A 16773-nucleotide genomic window follows, 5' to 3' on the forward strand; every position below is an offset into this window, starting at 1 on the left:
GGGGTTTTTTTATTGCCCCAATTTTTTCCCTGTGCAGGACGCACCATGACTGACCTCTCCGACCGTCTGGATCGCATTGATGTGAAGCTGGACAAACTGAGCGAGGCAGTATCCCAGCTTGCTCGCATTGAAGAACGTATTTCTCATCAGAACGACAACATGAATCAGCTGGATTCTAGGCTGAGTGAGATGGAAGCCCGGATCAGGGCCTTGGAGCTTCAGGGTAGCTCTCGTGGTGTTCTGCTGGCCGGTATTGAACGACTCGGCTGGTTGGTCGTGTCTGCACTGATTGGCCTGGTTGCCTTCTTCTTCAGGAAATGAAGCGATGATTCCAAGGACGGAAACCAATTACATCGTGATCCATTGTTCAGCTACCCGGGCAGATCAGGAAGTCACCGCAGACGATATCCGACGCTGGCATGTGGAAGACAATGGTTGGTCAGATATCGGGTATCACTGGATCATTGAGCGAAGTGGCAAGATTCAGCATGGCAGAGATGCTCAGGTTCAGGGTGCTCATGTTCGAGGTCATAACCATGAGTCCATGGGTATCTGTCTGGTGGGTGGAATAGCTGAAAATGGTGATCCTGAAGACAACTTCACTTCTCAACAATGGTTGATGCTGGAAATGCTGGTTGAATCCCTGCTGCTGCGTTATCCAGAGGCTCAAGTGGTTGGTCATTACTATTTCACTCCCTACAAAACCTGCCCAAACTTTGTGGTTGAGCACTGGTTGGAGACCATCGAATGAGCTGGACTGCTGCAATTCCTCTACTGGGTAAGGTGATTGAGCGCATCATTCCGGATCCTGACAAAGCTGCCCAGGCGAAAAAACAACTGGTGGATATGGCGGTTAAAGGTGAGCTGGATGAACTGGCTCAGCGTGCGGGGGTTATCAAGGCAGAGGCTCAAGGTGATGGTTGGCTACAACGATCCTGGCGTCCCATCGTGATGCTGGTATTTACTGCCCTGATTGTTGCCAGGTGGTTGGGCTGGTCAGCACCGGATTTGTCAGAAGCGGTCGAACTCAAGCTGTTCTCTATCGTTCAGATTGGCCTTGGTGGTTACATTGCCAGCCGGGGCATTGAGAAGGTGGCGGACAAGATAAGGCGCTAAGGATGGCAGCGAAAAAGTACAAAATGGTGGATCGAAAGGTCAGCGATTTGATCCCGTATGTAAACAACTCCCGGGTTCACGATGAAGAGCAGATTATCCAGATTTGTTCGTCTATCAAGGAGTTTGGCTTTACCAATCCTGTGTTGATTGACGAAGAAAACGGGATTATTGCTGGCCATGGACGTTTGATGGCAGCAAAGAAATTGAACCTGAAAACCGTTCCCTGCATTGTGTTGGCGGGACTATCGGAAGCCCAGAAGAAGGCCTACGTCATAGCGGATAATTCCATAGCCCTGAATAGCTCATGGGATATGGACGTACTATCCCGCGAAGTGGAAGCCCTGCAAGCAGAAGACTTTGATCTGAATCTACTCGGGTTTAAGGATGACTTTATGGTCAGCCTGTTCGATGATCCTGCCCCTGAACCGGAACAGAAACCCAATGGTGAGGAATACACCGAAATCTTCAATATCCTGGTGGAGTGTGACAACGAAGCCCATCAGCAGGAAATCTACGACGAACTGACACAGAAGGGACTGAAATGCCGAGTTCAAAGTTTGTAGTGGAGTCCGCTATCAAGCCTTCCTTTCGCACTGAGAAGGTCAAGGGGATGTTTGATATTGATATGCAGTCGGTGAAGAAGGAGTTCGACGTAGATATTCCCATTGAGGACAAGCCCTGGAATATCGGCCTGATTGTTGGTGCCAGTGGTTCTGGCAAGACGACCATTGCCAGAGAAGTATTCAAGGACTTTGAACTATTCTGCGGTTACCAGTGGTCAGACCGCTCCGTAGTGGACGATTTCAGCGAAGACCTGAGTGCCAAGCAGATTACGGAATCATTGAGCAAGGTAGGGTTTTCTTCTCCCCCGGACTGGTTGAAGCCGTTTTCTGTGCTCTCCAATGGCCAGAAGATGCGGGCAGAACTTGCCAGGCTGATCCTGGAATCCGATAAGCCGGTCATCTACGACGAGTTCACTTCGGTAGTGGATCGTCAGGTGGCCAAGATCGGCAGTGCCGCTATCCAGAAGTTTATCCGTAAAGAGGATAAGCAGTTTATTGCAGTCAGCTGTCATTACGATATTGTCGAATGGCTGCAACCGGATTGGGTTTACGACTGCAACAAGCATATCTTCAAACGGAGGCGTCTTCGACGACCTGAAATCCGTATCGATGTCCGCAAAGCCGACCAGTCAGAGTGGCCATTATTTAGGCCATTTCACTATCTGAGCAGTGTTCACAACCGGTCAGCCCATAAATACATTGCTGAGATCAATGGTGAGCCTGTAGGCTGGTGCAGCGTCTTACACTTTCCTCACCCGAGCAACAAGAAGCTGAAACGACTGCACAGAACGGTGGTATTGCCCGATTATCAGGGACTGGGGATTGGCTTTCAGTTGCGCTGCTATATCTGCGAGTTGTACCGGAAACAGGGCTACAAGGTGAATACCGTTACCACGTCGCCTGCCTTAATCCATGCCATGAATAAATCGGACCGTTGGATTATGACCCGTAAACCGGGGCGGGTGGGTATGCCTGCCCAGTCAATCCTGAGCAAGCATTCGTTCGATCGGTTGACCTGTTCATTCCAATACGTGGGCAATGAATGAACATTCAATAGGATCAATTCTACGTCGATTTGGCGGGTTGTTCGATATTTTCGATAGGTTATATGATCAATATTCAAACGTCGTGTGGTGACGATTTACCGGTGTTTGGTGATGATCCGATAGTGCATGAATAATCATCAAACTCAAAAAAAGCAGGCATCGTTGCCTGCTTTGTGAGGAATTGAATCCGGGATTAAATGCGGAATGTCTCCTCGTCCTTTTTGCCTCCGTTTTTAAAGCATTCGGACAGGTCATCAACTGCAGATTTCAAGGCACTGATAATGGCGGTGGATTGAGCATCGGTGTACTCATATTTGTCATCGTTGGCCAATGATGAAATAGATTTCAATACCCGCAGGGCTTTGGGTACACGAATGTTTGCCAGTTCAGCAAATTTTTCAGAATCGGACTTTTTGCTTTTCTTGTCAGTGTTTTTATTAGCCATGGTTTTATCTCCTTTTGCGTTCTTCTTATCAACAGTTTTAGCAGTGGTTTTAGCGGTGTTTTTATGAGTAGTCATGATGTATCTCCTTCGTTTTGTTTAATGTTTTTACACTTTAACTATGGGTGAACTGCCGTATATCTCAAACTTTATTCTGCTGTTTAAATCTCTCTATACGGTTGATATAACAATGCTTTTCCCCGTAGGTAATGGCTTTCAAACTGTCAAATTACAAACAACGTGGGTCCCTGCAATGTTTAGTTTTTTGCGGGTGCGAGGGGGCGCGGATTTGCGTTAGTGACAGGTCTGAAAACGAGGTATACCCTTGGTATACTTTTTGGCATTAACCAGCTGAAAACTAATAAGAAAATCCAGTTTCAAAAATGGTGCAGCAGGTATACTTTTTATTCAAACCAGTGCCGTCCTTGGCGGTTGCGTTACTGTCGCTTTTCAAGCCATTGCTGAATCGTTAATTCTCTGGGAAGGCGCTGCTGAAGCCAGTCATCAATCAGCTGCTCTACCAGTTTTCTGAACTGTTTTTCATCCGGGAAATCCCACGGCTCAAATTCCTGGTTCTGCTCACACAAGGCAATCCAGAGTTGTGCAGCCAGCGTTTCAGAGATTTCATAATCAAACACGCCGGGAAAGCCTTCCTCATCATTTTTGGAATGTTCGATCTCGCTGATGATCTGGCTATAACGGCAAAGGTTATGAATCAGCTCCAGTTCTCCATCACCAAATAACTCAGCCGGTGTTCGGGCCTGGTCGCTTAATCGGTCAATAACGCCAGTACAGAAATAGTAATGGGTGATCAATTGGGCTTCATTATTCATGGTTTTTCTCCGTTATTAATAGTCGATGGCCAGCATGATGGTCAGCACCCGAACGGTATTGTTTAAATCCGAGGCATCTTCCGAACCGTGTTCCATATCCGGGGCGTAATAATCAAACTTGGCAATGATCCATTCATCTTCAAACTTGAATCGGAAACAATCGTGTTCGCCATAGGGATCATTCTGCTCATTGAAGTGGTTAAATTCGGAAACGGCTTTCAACAAACCGACTTTGTTCTCAATGGTGTTTTGCAGGTTGGCGGTCATCACTATTTCAAACCGGCAGTTGATCAGGGCAAGACTGTTCTTCACTTCCAGATTCACCAGTGACTGTCGCACGGCATCATTTAACGTGGCAATTTCATTCATAACTACATCCTTTATTGATTCATTTTTTGTTGTCGCAGTAGCTCTATAGGGGATGGCCACGATAAGTCGAGAAAATTTAAGACAAATGTCCATATTGAATGAGATGGCTGTAGGTATGACTTCCCATGGCGCTGATTTCACAAGCGGAATTTGCCAGGCAGCAGGGCTTTACCAAAGGCTATGTCACCAAGCTGATCAAAAAGGGCATTGTGAAACTGAAAAATGGCAAGGTGGATTCGGTGCAGGCTGAGCAGGCCATGAAAGCCAATAGTGACCCGGTGACGTTGATCCGTTCCGATCAATCCACCGATCTTGCACCGACACAACCGGGAGCCGTTGACTTTGTCACTGCCCGCACCATGCGGGAGGCGTTCAAGGCCAAGATGGCCAAGCTGGAGTATGAAGAAAAAAGCGGTACCCTGACCGATGCAGCCAAGGTAAAACAGGATGCTTTCAAGGCAGGCCGGATTATTCGAGATGAACTGCTGGCCATTCCTGATCGAATGGCGGATGTGCTGGCGGCGGAGGATGATCCCCGGGAAGTGGGGAAAATACTTCAGGAAGAGCTGGAAACGATACTGAATAAGCTATCAAACCATTAGTTACCAGATTTGTTCGGACAAGGTATTTGTCCCTTCCATTGAAGCAGGCTGGCTAACTTCTCTTTCAGAGGCATGTCGGCAAAATGGTGGTTGATGGTCTTGCAACATACGACCTTGTTTTCCACGGTATCTTTTCCTCCAAGGCTCTTGGGTATTACATGGTCAATGCTGGCATCAGCTGGTTTCAAGGTACATCCACAATAAAAGCAGTTATTGCCCTGTAACCATAAAAGACGCTGTAGCTGTGACTTGGCCATTGATCATCACCTTTTTGTTCTTATGTCATCACCATACATCATAGGCTTTTTTGCGGGCTTGAAACCAGACACCCGCCTGACCGTTTCCGAATGGGCTGACCAAAAACGGATTCTTCCGGCAAAAGCCACCAAAGAAGCAGGACGCTGGCGAACTTCCCGCACACCATATCTGAAAGAAATTATGGATTGTCTGTCACCATCGTCGTCTGTGGAACAGGTGGTGTTTATGAAAGGTGCCCAGGTGGGTGGCACCGAATGCGGCAATAACTGGCTTGGTTATGTGATTGACCATACGCCGGGTCCGATGATGTATGTGCTTCCCACGCTGGATATGGCCAAGCGGACATCGAAGCAGCGGATTGCTCCGATGATCGACGAAATGCCGGATCTTCAGGAGAAGGTTAAAGACCCGAGAAGCCGGGACAGTGGCAATACCCTGCTGACCAAGGAGTTCCCCAATGGTGTGCTGATCTTTACTGGAGCCAATTCAGCTGCAGGCCTGCGCTCGATGCCTGCCCGTTTTCTGTTTATGGATGAGGTGGATGCCTACGACGATGATGTGGATGGCGAAGGCAGTCCCATCAATCTGGCCATCAAGCGAACGGCCACCTTCAGCCGTAACCGAAAAATCCTGATGGTCAGCACACCCAATATTGCAGAAACCAGCAAGATTGAAGCGGCTTATGAGAGCAGTGATAAACGACGCTATCTGGTCCCCTGCAATAGCTGTGGACACTACCAACCAATCGTCTGGGCTCAGATCATTTTTGATAACCATGACCCGGCAACCACCCGGTTTGAGTGTGTGCAGTGTGGTCATAAGCACTATGAAAAAGACAAACCGAAACTGCTTACTAATGGCCATTGGCAAGCTGAAACTGAAAAGAGCAATAAGGTCGCTGGATTCCACCTGAGTTCGCTTTACAGCCCTAATGGCTGGTACAGCTGGCAAAATGCAGTAGAGGATTTCCTCGCCGCCAAGAGTAATCCGGTACAGTTCAAGGACTGGACCAATACTGTGCTTGGCGAGACTTGGACGGAACAAGGTGAGACTGTTGAGCATAGTTTGCTCTACCAGCGACGGGAACATTATCCGGCAGAGGTGCCCTGGTGGGTGGAGATACTGACGGTTGGTTGTGATGTCCAGGATGACCGCTTTGAGTTTGAAGTAACCGGCTGGGGTTCTGGTGAGGAAAGCTGGTCAATTGATTATGTCCGTTTATACGGTGACTTATCCCGACAAGGTATCTGGGATGCTCTGGCCGATATGCTCCATAAAACCTACACCCGTCAGGATGGCACCAAAATAAATGTGGCTCAGGTCTGCATAGACTCTGGTGGCCACTACACCGATGAAGTGTATGCCTTCTGTCGTAAGCAGGGAGCCGATTGGGCGATTCCGGTTAAGGGTTCCTCTCAGGCTGGCAAACCTATCGCTACATTTCCCAAAACCAAAAACAAGAAAGGGGTCTACCTGACACTGGTCGGCACCGATACCGCCAAGGAGTTGGTCTATCAACGCTACCGGGTATTGGAGCCTGGACAAGGCTACTGCCACTGGCCGATCAAGGACTGCTTTGATGAAGATTATTTCAAGCAGGCCACCGCAGAAGAAAAGATCAAGAAATACCGGCTCGGTGTCCCTTACTTTACCTGGGATGCCAAGAACCGCCGGAATGAGGCGTTGGATTGCCGGGTATACTCACTGGCCGCGATCCGTATTCTTCAGCAGCACCGGGGCATTAATCTGGAGCTACTCACCAAAGGCCGACCAGCACCAGAAGATACGCCTGATCCTGAATTGGAAGAAACCAGCAACAAGCCAAAAACACTCCGTCGTTCATCCCGCAGTTCCTACCTTCAGAGATAACTTCCATGATTACCGAGACAGAATACCAGGCTCTGAAACGGGCAGTGCTGCTGCGTGAGACCCGTACTGTGGAATTTGAAGGTCGACGGGTGGAGTACAGCAGCTTTGCTGAGATGGAAAGGCGGCTGCAGGCCATCGAACGGGAACTGGTCAAGCAGCAGAAACGCCCGAAGCAGTATGGCATCTATTCATCCAAGGGAGTTTGAGCATGGGATTGCTCACCAACCTGTTTCGTCGTTTCAAAAACTCAGCTTATACCGCTGCGGGTATGGGGCGACGAACCAAAAGCTGGTATGCACCGGGGCTTTCCCCGAATACCGCACTCACTGCTGATCTCTCCAAGCTGATTAACCGTTCCCGGGCCGCCATCCGCAATGATCCCTGGGCCAGCAGTGGTTTGGAAAAGCTGGTGAGCAATGTGATTGGCCGTGGCATTACGCCCAAATCACTGGTGAACGACGATGGTTTACGGGAACAGCTGCAAAACTTGTTTCTGCAATGGTCCGATGAATCGGATGCCGATGGTCTGCTGAGTTTCACCGGTCAGCAATCGCTGATTACCCGCGCCATGTTTGAAGGTGGCGAGTGCTTTGTCAGGCTACGTCCCCGCAGACTGGAAGATGGTTTATCCGTTCCCCTGCAGCTGCAAGTGCTGGAATCCGAGTTTGTCCCCATCAGTTATAACGAGACGCTGAATAATGGCCATGTGATTAAGTCGGGGATTGAGTTCGATAAGCTGGGCAAGCGGGTCGCTTATTACTTTCACCGGGAGCATCCCGCCGAGTTTGCTTTTGACAGCACCAGACTGGTGCGGGTGAAGGCCGACAATGTTCTGCATATATTTGAAGCCCTGCGACCCGGTCAGTTGCGCGGCCAGCCACTACTGACTCAGGTATTAGTCAGACTCTATCATCTAGATAAGTTTGATGATGCCACTCTATTACGGCAGGAGATCGCTAACCTGTTTACCGGCTTTATCAAGAAGCCCTCTCCCGAACAAGACCCTATTGATCCTTTGACCGGCAAGCCGTTGGTCTTTGGCGACAATGGTCTACCCATGGTGGCCATGGAACCAGGAACCATGCAAGAGCTGGCACCGGGTGAAGAGGTCGAGTTCAATAATCCACCGGGTACTACCGCAGACTACCCCAATTTTATGAAACAGCAGCTGATGGCCATTGCTGCCGGGATTGGACTGCCTTATGAACTGCTGTCGGGTGATATGGCGGGAGTCAGTGACCGGGCACTGCGCCTGATCATCAATGAGTTCCGCCGCCGCATTCAACAAATTCAGCACAACCAGATTATCTTTCAGTTCTGTCGACCGGTCTGGAACCGCTGGCTGGATATGGCGGTGCTTAATGGTTCGGTAGCCATTCCGGACTATGGCAATCAACCAAGAGCCTATCGCCGGGTGAAGTGGATCGCCCATGGCTGGCCCTATATGCATCCGGTTCAGGATATGCAGGCGCAGAAAATGGCCGTGCGCTCAGGCTTCAAATCCCGCTCAGAGGTGGTCAGCGAATTGGGTTATGACAGCGAGCAGATGGATGGTGAAATCGCCGCCGATAATCGCCGGGCAGATAGCCACTCACTGAGGTACGACAGCGATGGCCGTGATCCGGAAAACAGCAAATCTACCAATCAACCAGAAAAGGATGACAGGGATGAGTCATAACCGACAGTGGTACACCTTTAAAAATGAAGCCAACCAGACACCAGAGCTGTTTATCTTTGATGATATTGATGACTGGTACGGCGTTTCGGCACAGAGCGTAGTGGACCAGATCCGCAACCTTGATGCTACGGATATCAATGTCCGCCTGAACAGCCGCGGCGGCATGGTGTTTGAAGGCATTGCCATCTATAACGCCCTGCGCCTGCATAAAGCCAATATCCATGTCACCATCGAAGGGCTGGCGGCCAGTATTGCCAGTGTTATTGCCATGGCTGGTGATACGGTCACCATCGCTGAAAATGCCATGATGATGATCCATAACCCCTATGGCTGGGCACAGGGTGATGCCGAAGCCATGCGCAAAACCGCCGATATTATGGATAAGATCGCGGACAGTATTGCTGTGTCGTACACCGGCAGAACCGGCAAGAGCCTTGAGGATATGAAGGCACTGATGGAGTCTGAATCCTGGTTCACCGCCAAAGAAGCGCTGGACATGGGCCTGGTGGATCAGATTGATGAACCGGTGAAGGCCGCTGCACGCTTTGATCTCTCCATGTTCCGTAATACACCGGATGGCTATGGACGTATCAAGCAAGCTAAAAACCCGGCAGAGCCAACTCCGCCGCAGAATCAGACGATGGAGCCGCAACCTCAAATTGATTCTGTGGCTATTGCTGATCTTTGTCGTCAGGCTGGTTATGCAGAAAAAACCGCTGCAATTCTTAAAGCGGCACTGTCGGAAGATGAGGTCAAGGTTCGACTCGCCAGCTATGACCAGATTAAGAACCTCTGCCAGACAGCAGGCTTCCCGGATAAGGCAGCGGATTTTATAAAAAACGACTGTTCGGTATCCGAGGTGCAGAATAGCCTCCTGGCATTACTGACCTCTGAAGATGAACCCATCAATAATGCCCTGACGCCCAAACAGCAAGGCCTGAAACCCACCACTTCTGCCATTGATACGCAAGCGATCTACAGTCGGCGTAATCGCGCTTAACCCCTGTTTAATAATATCCCCCAACCAAAAGGACTTTACCCATGAGTGTAAAAACGGAATCGGTCTATACCGGTGAATTTCTGGTGTCTGAAGGCAATAACGGCATCAGCCGTGAGCAGGTGCCATTCGCTGCGAACCTGACGATGGAGCCTGGTACTGTGGTCGCCAGAGCTTCTGATAATGGTATCTACAGCCCTCTTGACCCTGCCGCCGCAGATGGCACTGAATCCGCAGTAGGCATTCTCTACGCTGGCAAGGTGACCGATGCCTCTGGTGGTGACGGTGTGATTATCGCCCGTCTGGCAGAAGTGGTGAACAGTTTGCTGATCTGGCCTGCTGGTATTTCTGACGAGCAAAAGGCGACTGCCGAAGAGCAACTGGCCGGGCTGGATATTATCTTGCGCAGCGAATAACCCTTCCTGATTTTTACCTCTGTAACCCATTCTTAACAAACTTCCGTTATCAAGGAGCGATAACATGCTGGATATTTTTAATGACGATGCGTTCAGCCTTACCAGCCTGACCGCCACCATCAATGAGATGGACTACAAGCCGGGTCGTCTTGGGCAACTGGGCCTCTTTCAGGAGAGCGGCATCAATACCACAACCGTCGTGGTAGAGAGCATTAACGGAGAACTCCGCTTGTTGCCCTCTACCGAGCGTGGTGCACCCGCCACTCAGGCCATTGGCGATAAACGTCAGTTGCGCAGCTTTGTGGTGCCCCATATTCCCCATGACAGCACTATCCTTGCCGCTGAAGTGCAGAATGTCCGTCAGTTTGGCAGTGAAGACGCCATGCAGGGAGTACAGGCTGTCGTGAACCAGCGGTTGCAAAAGATGAATGCTAACCATGAGGTGACACTGGAATTTCTGCGCATGGGGGCGCTCAAAGGTGAAATCCTGGATGGCGATGGCAGCACCATACTCTACAACCTGTTTGATGAGTTCGGTGTTACTCAGCAAACCCATGACTTCAAGTTCAGCAGCACGACCACTGACGTTCGAGCCCAGGGTGTCAAAGCCCGTCGTCTGGTGGATGATGCGTTGGGAGCACTGCCCTACAGCGGCCTTCATGCATTCTGTGGCTCTGATTTCTTTGATGGTCTGGTTGGCCACAAATCAGTAAAAGAAGCCTACCAGCGTTGGCAGGACGGTGAAGCCCTGCGTACCGATCCCAAGGGCCGGTTCCGTTTTGCGGATATTGATTGGGAAGAGTACCGAGGCTCAGTGGGTGGCAATGACTTTGTTGCTGCCAATGAAGCTTATCTCTACCCAACCGGTGCGGATATCTTCAGGACCTGGTTTGCGCCGGCAGATTTTGTGGAAACGGTGAACACCATCGGCCTGCCACGCTATGCCAAGCAGAAGGTGATGGATTTTGAGAAGGGCGTGATTGTTCATACCCAGTCGAACCCACTGCCAATCAACCTACGACCACGGGCAGTGATCAAACTGACCATGAGCTAACCCACAAGCAAGGAGACTGCTCCAATGGATGAAGCTTTCAAAGTGATGGATCACACCATTCTTTCAACCTTTGGGCAGTCGGTTTTACTGACACTTTCGGATCAGTCATCGCTGGAAACCCGGGGCATTATCAATAAAGAACTGGTAGAGCTTGGCAAGTTTGAGGCTGTCCAGGGTGAAATCACCGTTCTCTATGTGGATAGTGTTATCCGACTGAAGCGTGGCGATACCGTGTTGGCCAATGGTCAGGTTTATGAAGTCGACCGAAAACTGAAAGACGATGGCTATTTAGCCAAATGGAATATCTATGCTCATTGAACAGGAAGTCAGCGGCGATATTGAAGAACTCACCGCCCTGTTCAAACAGTCCCCGGAAAAAACAGAACAAGCCATTCAAAGAACCCTGTCCAAACTGAGTCGCTGGGCTGAACGGCAAGTGCTGCGTGATATGTCCCGACGCATAAAAGTATCACAAAAACGGCTGAAGGAGCTGAACCGGATCAAGGTAAGGCTTAATAAAAGCTACGGCAGAAAAGAGCGTTACCTGACCATCTGGATCGGCATTAATGAAGTAGGCGCCCATCGTCTGGGTAACCCAAGACAAACCCACCGAGGTGTCCGGGTAGGCAGTCACAGTTTTTGGGAAAACAGTTTTTTGATGCAGCCGGTCAATGCTTCCCGAGAACTGATCTTTGAGCGAAAGGATAACTGGCAACACCGTTACCAAAAGTCCAAACGCTCAGGCCGGTGGATGTGGATGGGCTTGCCGCTGGAAAAGAAAACCGTCCGGATCGATAGGGAAGCTGAAACCTCACTGGCAAAAATCAGCCCACTGCTGGTGAACCGGTTTACCGATCTGCTACACCAGGAACTCAACTATGCCTTTAACATCGAATCCTGAACGACAGATTATAGAAAAGCTGATTACCCATCTGAAGCAGGTTTCTGAAAACACGCTCCTTGGCTATTCAGCCACCGGCCAGGAACAGGATTTAGACCTTCCGGCCATCCTGGTGCAGCTGGAATCCATTAATGAAGAGCAACGCCAGGGCCAACGGGCAAAGTACCGGATGACGTTCAATATCAGTGCCGTGGCCAAAACCAATAAAGACACCACTTACACCCTGTTGGACTTAACCCGCTCCATTCGGGCGTTATTTACTGCCGGTCAACGCTTCACCCCGGAAGCCCGACATATCAGCTTCAGTGAAACCCAGTTCGATATTGCCCCAAGCAATGCCCACCTGTCGTTTGCAGACCTGCAACTGCAGATCGAAGTCATCCTTTAATCCCACCTTCCTGTTAAGGAGATAACCCATGTCTACAATGGATCGTAGCTTTATCGGTGCCGGAAGCATCTACATCAAACCCGCTGATGATTCCGCGCCCCTGCTGCCGGTTGGCAACGTCAGCCAGTTTCGATTCAGTTTCGAGGAAGATAAAAAGGAGCTGAAAAACTATCTCGGTGGTGGTGGTAATCGCAATACCATCAGTCGGATATCATCTATCTCGGCCAGCCTCACGGCACACGACTTTACCGCTACCAACCTGTCGATGGCACTGCGTGGTTCTGTGGCAGCCGGTTCAACGACAGCGGTCACAGATGAACTTCATACCAGCTTTGGCGTTGCTGACGAGCTTATCCCGTTTGACAAGCTTCCCGATCTGTCGCAGTCAGTTACGATTAAAGACAGTCTGGATACTGTACTGACTGCCGGGGATGATTATGAATTGACCAAGTCCGGTATCAAGGTCATTGGCGGTGGTGGCATTGATAACCTGGGGGTGAAAGTGAGCTATACCCCACTGGCCACCAATATGGTTCAGGCCCTCATTGAATCGGGCAAAGAGTTTGTCCTGTTTATGGAAGGGCTCAACGATGCACAGGATGGCAAGCCATTTAATATCCGGGTGCATCGGGTAAAGTTTTCCCCTGTTCAGAATCTTGATTTTATTTCTGACGACTTTGCCGCTATCGCACTGGAACTGGATGTACTGGCAGACAGTACCATTGAGGGCTCCGGCCTGAGTACCTTTATGCAGATCGATCTGGCGCAGTAACCCACCGTTTGCTTCCTGCAATTCAGCCCCTGACTCCTAAAAAGAGCAGGGGCTTTTTTGATAAAAGACTATGGCCAATATTAAACAATCCGCGATTCGCTTAGTCCTGAAAGCCAAGGATTTACTATCCAGGGACGTGAATAAATCCTCGGCTTCCCTGGATGCCTTTCGGCAAGAGGCGAATAAGCTGAAAGGCCAATTAGAGGAACTGGAAAACCAGAATAAGCTCCTTTCGTCTTTTAAAAAGCAGACCAAGGCCACCCACGATGCTGGTCGTGCATTCCGTGAGGCTGAAGATAAGGTGGCCAGGCTTGGCCGGGAAATGGGCAAGACCGGCAAGCCCACCAAGGCCATGCAAACGGCCATGACAAAAGCCCGCAAAGACGTTAAGAAGGCCAATACCGAATATAACCGCCAACGGGAGACACTGGCCAAGCTTCGGGGCTCAATGTCCTCTGCTGGATTATCGACCAAAAACCTGAAGCAGCAGCAGGCCAGGCTTGAGCAGCAGCTAAACGACACCCGGGCCGCCTTCAAACGGGCGGATGAAAGCGCCAGGCAGACAGCCAGATCCCTGCGTAACAGCAACCTGAAAAAAACTGCCAGGGATGCCAAGGCGGCCAGCATCTCCATTGGCCAGCTTTCCCGGCGTTTCTTGGGGCTGGCAGCGGCAGCGGGTGGACTCTATACCTTAAAGCGAAGCATTGAAGGGGTATTACAGACAGGCGACCAGTTTGAGCGTTTGGCCGTGCAGATGGAGGCGATTACCGGATCGTCTGAAGAAGCCCAAAAGGCCATGCAGTGGATTAAGGATTTTACCCGGAATACGCCCTATCAACTGGAAGAAGTATCGGAAGCCTTTGTTCGGCTCAAAGCTTTTGGCCTTGATCCTATGGATGGCACCATGCAGGCTTTGGTGGATCAAGCCTCCAAGCTTGGCGGCGGTATGGATCGGCTTAACGGGATCTCCCTGGCAGTCGGTCAGGCATGGGCAAAGCAAAAGCTCCAGGGCGAAGAAATCCTGCAGATGGTCGAGCGGGGCATTCCGGTGTGGGATTTGCTGCAAAAGGTGACCGGTAAAAACGTTCAGGAGCTGCAAAAGCTCTCTTCGGCTGGCCTTATTGGCCGGGATGTGATGAGGGAGCTGATTCTGGAAATTGGCCGATCCTCCGAAGGCGCTGCCGCCAGGAATATGAGTCTTCTGTCGGGTTATGTCAGTAACCTGAAAGACAGCTGGCAGCAGTTCCAGGACGAGGTGGCCAAGAGCGGGGCTCTGGATTATGCCAGAGAGTCCCTGGCAGGCATCGCTGGTGAAATTGAGCGGATGAACCGTAATGGCCAGCTGTCTGAATTGGCTAAAAAGGTCAGTGATGCCTTTATCGCCATGGGTGACGCTATTAAGCATGCCTTCACTGGAGTTACCGTTGATGGTTTTGTCACCAGTATCCAATCAGGCTTTACCACCATCACAGAATCCATGGCGGCTCTGCGCACTGCCTTTGATTTTACCCGCTTCACCGTCATGGGCTTTTTTAATGCCTTTTCTGCGATGGTTAAGGGCTTTGGCACTGTTTATTCCGGTGTTTTATACGGCATTGTCAGGGTATGGCAGGAAGTAGCCGATGCCTTGGGCTTGGATGGCATTGCTGAAAAGCTGAAAGGAACCACCGATTTTCTTGGCGGCTTGACCAGGGAGTTTGCCCGACAGACGGTTGAGGATGCCAGGGATGTCCGGAATGCGCTAGTCGGGGTATACGACAGCTTTGCCGAAGAAAGCCGAGATGCGGTAAAGACAGCAAACAATGCAGCCAAGACCATGACCCAAAGTCAGAGGTTGCTCTGGCAAAATTACGCCGATGAATTGCTCCAAGGGCAGAAGAAAGTTAAGGAAGCGACAGCCGAAACAGCCCAAACCGTCAAAAGTCATTTTGAGAATGCAGCCGATGCTCTCAGCCAGGTAAACGCAGCTGAAACCCGAACGGAACTGGCCAGCCTTGGGGTAGCCTTGGCTGAAGCTTTTTCTCAGGGCACTTTGTCTGCAGAGGAGTATTACGAGGCGACCGAAGCCAGTCGCAGGAAGCTGGCCGAGCTGAAGACCGAGGCAGAAAACACCAGGGACAGCATAAAAGAAACAGGCGATGCTGCAGAGGAAGCCGGGGATAAGCAAGAACAATCTTTTGAAAACGCCCAGTCTATTTCCGCTGCTTTAGCCGGTCACTATAACGCCATAACCGCCGAACTGATAGGCATGAGCAGTGCTGCTCACGACGCTTTTGTAGCCATACAACAAGGCGGCGGCTCTGTGGATACCACCGCAGCCAAAGGCAGTATTGAAGACCTGAAAAATGAGCTTAAGGAAACCTCCGCAGAAATTAGCCGGTTGCAAAGCAATCAATATCAATTTGACGTGACAGGCATTGGTCGCTGGCTCAATCAAACATCAACCGCTGCCGCTTATGTGAAAAAACAATTTTTAGAGCAAAGAATTGCCCTTGAACAGCTGTTTGAAAGCTATGAACAAGGCGAGATCAATGCCAGAAGTTTTGTCCGTGAGGCCGAAGATGCCGCACAAACCATGAACCTGCTCAATCAAACGGATTTAGACCGCCTCAATAACGCCATTGTTACAGCCAAACAAAACATGGCCAGCTTAGGCGACAGTTCCCGCAATACCCTCAACAGTCTGCAAGATGAACTGGATGAATTGCAGGGCAGGCAATCCGATATTGAGCAGCGCCGTTATCAAAATCAGCGTGACGATCTGAAGGCACAGCACGCAGAGGCCATCGCAAATGGGGATCAGGAGGCGATCAGGAATATTACCTCAGCCCTGCGGATCAGCGAGCAGATTTACAATGAGCGCAGGCGGCAAGCTAATAATGAGAGAACGCAAGCTCTTAAAGAGCGCCAGGGGAGCGCAGACTTATCTACCCCACGCACCATTTCACAAACCCCGCAGCGTATTATCCGGCTCGAATATCCGGGGGGCGATGTGAATGTTGGGGTAACACCGGGGGATGAAACCAAACTGCTGGAAGCCCTGAAAAATGCTGGCATGAGGACGGTCTGATGCAACTGGATACTATTACCCTCCCGGATGATCTTCTTTGGATCAATGAGTTTGAATGGAACCCTGTGGAGCAAAGCACAGAGCGCAGTTTAACAGGAGCATTATTAGTTCAAGAGCAAGCAAAATTACAGGGCCGCCCCATTGAACTGACCGGTGGGCAGCAGGCCGGTTGGGTCTCCCGCAAAACAGTTTTAGAGCTTCAGGATTTAACCGCAGCTCCGGACAAGGTAATGATCCTGACTCTACCTGACATGCGACAGCTTAATGTTATTTTCGACCGTAGCTCTGGCAGCCCGGTTTCAGCCTCCCCGGTACTCGAAGAGGCGTACCCTGCCGATAACAGTTATTACCATCTTTCATTAAGGCTCATAACCGTGCCATGATCAATCGGTTCATGGG

At 50.3% G+C, this 16773-nt stretch carries 22 protein-coding genes; 18 read left to right on the forward strand and 4 right to left on the reverse strand.

Going from position 1 to position 16773, the window contains the following annotated elements:
• The first annotated feature begins 45 nt into the window (after window positions 1–45).
• Genes CX664_RS07320 through CX664_RS07340 form a run of 5 tightly spaced genes read left to right on the forward strand, consistent with a single transcriptional unit; the run spans window position 46 to window position 2725 of the window.
• Window positions 46–321: a hypothetical protein gene (locus CX664_RS07320; protein ID WP_101746105.1), complete on the forward strand. Its 276-nt coding sequence runs from the start codon at window positions 46–48 to the stop codon at window positions 319–321.
• A 4-nt stretch (window positions 322–325) separates the two neighbouring features.
• Window positions 326–751, forward strand: a complete 426-nt coding sequence (locus CX664_RS07325) for an N-acetylmuramoyl-L-alanine amidase (RefSeq protein ID WP_244910633.1) — start codon at window positions 326–328, stop codon at window positions 749–751.
• Entirely contained in the window at window positions 748–1116 is a 369-nt protein-coding gene (locus CX664_RS07330) for a 3TM-type holin (protein ID WP_101746106.1), read from the forward strand. The genes CX664_RS07325 and CX664_RS07330 overlap by 4 nt, the downstream gene beginning before the upstream one ends.
• Before the next feature lie 2 nt (window positions 1117–1118).
• Window positions 1119–1679 carry a ParB/Srx family N-terminal domain-containing protein gene (locus CX664_RS07335; protein WP_101746107.1) on the forward strand — a complete coding sequence of 187 codons (561 nt, stop codon included), beginning with the start codon at window positions 1119–1121 and terminating at the stop codon, window positions 1677–1679.
• A complete protein-coding gene (locus tag CX664_RS07340; RefSeq protein WP_101746108.1) occupies window positions 1658–2725 on the forward strand; it encodes a GNAT family N-acetyltransferase in 1068 nt (355 codons plus the stop codon). Before CX664_RS07335 ends, CX664_RS07340 begins: the two co-directional genes overlap by 22 nt.
• A gap of 193 nt (window positions 2726–2918) precedes the next feature.
• Here CX664_RS07340 and CX664_RS07345 read toward each other — a convergent pair whose 3' ends face one another.
• From CX664_RS07345 to CX664_RS07355, 3 genes are all read right to left on the reverse strand, one after another.
• Complete coding sequence (locus CX664_RS07345; RefSeq protein WP_101746109.1) at window positions 2919–3245, reverse strand: hypothetical protein; 327 nt, start codon at window positions 3243–3245, stop codon at window positions 2919–2921.
• A gap of 359 nt (window positions 3246–3604) precedes the next feature.
• The gene (locus CX664_RS07350) at window positions 3605–4000 is read right to left on the reverse strand and encodes a hypothetical protein (protein WP_101746110.1); all 396 of its coding nucleotides are present in this window, start codon (window positions 3998–4000) and stop codon (window positions 3605–3607) included.
• A gap of 15 nt (window positions 4001–4015) precedes the next feature.
• Window positions 4016–4369, reverse strand: a complete 354-nt coding sequence (locus CX664_RS07355; RefSeq protein WP_180966411.1) for a DUF3768 domain-containing protein — start codon at window positions 4367–4369, stop codon at window positions 4016–4018.
• A gap of 125 nt (window positions 4370–4494) precedes the next feature.
• On the opposite strand from CX664_RS07355, the gene CX664_RS07360 reads away from it, so the two are divergent.
• Complete coding sequence (locus CX664_RS07360; RefSeq protein ID WP_101746112.1) at window positions 4495–4971, forward strand: hypothetical protein; 477 nt, start codon at window positions 4495–4497, stop codon at window positions 4969–4971.
• Here the strand turns inward: CX664_RS07360 and CX664_RS07365 are convergent.
• On the reverse strand, window positions 4968–5228 hold the full coding sequence (locus CX664_RS07365; protein WP_101746113.1) for an HNH endonuclease: 261 nt from the start codon (window positions 5226–5228) through the stop codon (window positions 4968–4970). The two genes, CX664_RS07360 and CX664_RS07365, sit on opposite strands and share 4 nt — an antisense overlap.
• A 58-nt stretch (window positions 5229–5286) precedes the next feature.
• Between CX664_RS07365 and CX664_RS07370 the strand changes: the two genes are divergently transcribed.
• The 12 genes from CX664_RS07370 (at window position 5287) to CX664_RS07425 (ending at window position 16757) form a co-directional block, all read left to right on the forward strand.
• Window positions 5287–7098 (forward strand): phage terminase large subunit family protein, encoded by a 1812-nt coding sequence (locus CX664_RS07370; RefSeq protein ID WP_219622138.1) that lies wholly within the window; start codon window positions 5287–5289, stop codon window positions 7096–7098.
• A gap of 5 nt (window positions 7099–7103) precedes the next feature.
• Window positions 7104–7304 (forward strand): phage head-tail joining protein, encoded by a 201-nt coding sequence (locus CX664_RS07375; protein ID WP_101746114.1) that lies wholly within the window; start codon window positions 7104–7106, stop codon window positions 7302–7304.
• 2 nt (window positions 7305–7306) lie between these two features.
• Window positions 7307–8776: a phage portal protein gene (locus tag CX664_RS07380; protein WP_101746115.1), complete on the forward strand. Its 1470-nt coding sequence runs from the start codon at window positions 7307–7309 to the stop codon at window positions 8774–8776.
• Window positions 8766–9776: a head maturation protease, ClpP-related gene (locus tag CX664_RS07385; RefSeq protein ID WP_180966413.1), complete on the forward strand. Its 1011-nt coding sequence runs from the start codon at window positions 8766–8768 to the stop codon at window positions 9774–9776. The genes CX664_RS07380 and CX664_RS07385 overlap by 11 nt, the downstream gene beginning before the upstream one ends.
• 41 nt (window positions 9777–9817) lie before the next feature.
• A complete protein-coding gene (locus CX664_RS07390) occupies window positions 9818–10189 on the forward strand; it encodes a head decoration protein (protein WP_101746117.1) in 372 nt (123 codons plus the stop codon).
• Window positions 10190–10253: 64 nt separating this feature from the next.
• Window positions 10254–11243 carry a major capsid protein gene (locus tag CX664_RS07395; protein ID WP_101746118.1) on the forward strand — a complete coding sequence of 330 codons (990 nt, stop codon included), beginning with the start codon at window positions 10254–10256 and terminating at the stop codon, window positions 11241–11243.
• Window positions 11244–11267: 24 nt separating this feature from the next.
• The gene (locus CX664_RS07400; RefSeq protein ID WP_101746119.1) at window positions 11268–11561 is read left to right on the forward strand and encodes a head-tail joining protein; all 294 of its coding nucleotides are present in this window, start codon (window positions 11268–11270) and stop codon (window positions 11559–11561) included.
• Window positions 11551–12144 carry a hypothetical protein gene (locus CX664_RS07405; RefSeq protein WP_101746120.1) on the forward strand — a complete coding sequence of 198 codons (594 nt, stop codon included), beginning with the start codon at window positions 11551–11553 and terminating at the stop codon, window positions 12142–12144. The genes CX664_RS07400 and CX664_RS07405 overlap by 11 nt, the downstream gene beginning before the upstream one ends.
• Window positions 12122–12532 (forward strand): phage tail terminator family protein, encoded by a 411-nt coding sequence (locus CX664_RS07410; RefSeq protein ID WP_101746121.1) that lies wholly within the window; start codon window positions 12122–12124, stop codon window positions 12530–12532. Before CX664_RS07405 ends, CX664_RS07410 begins: the two co-directional genes overlap by 23 nt.
• Window positions 12533–12560: 28 nt before the next feature.
• A complete protein-coding gene (locus CX664_RS07415; protein ID WP_145999884.1) occupies window positions 12561–13304 on the forward strand; it encodes a phage tail tube protein in 744 nt (247 codons plus the stop codon).
• 70 nt (window positions 13305–13374) lie between these two features.
• A complete protein-coding gene (locus CX664_RS07420; protein ID WP_101746123.1) occupies window positions 13375–16374 on the forward strand; it encodes a tape measure protein in 3000 nt (999 codons plus the stop codon).
• Window positions 16374–16757, forward strand: a complete 384-nt coding sequence (locus tag CX664_RS07425; RefSeq protein ID WP_101746124.1) for a hypothetical protein — start codon at window positions 16374–16376, stop codon at window positions 16755–16757. Before CX664_RS07420 ends, CX664_RS07425 begins: the two co-directional genes overlap by 1 nt.
• Window positions 16758–16773 lie beyond the last annotated feature (16 nt).

It is taken from the genome of Endozoicomonas acroporae, assembly GCF_002864045.1.
GTDB classification, from domain to species: Bacteria; Pseudomonadota; Gammaproteobacteria; order Pseudomonadales; family Endozoicomonadaceae; genus Endozoicomonas; species Endozoicomonas acroporae.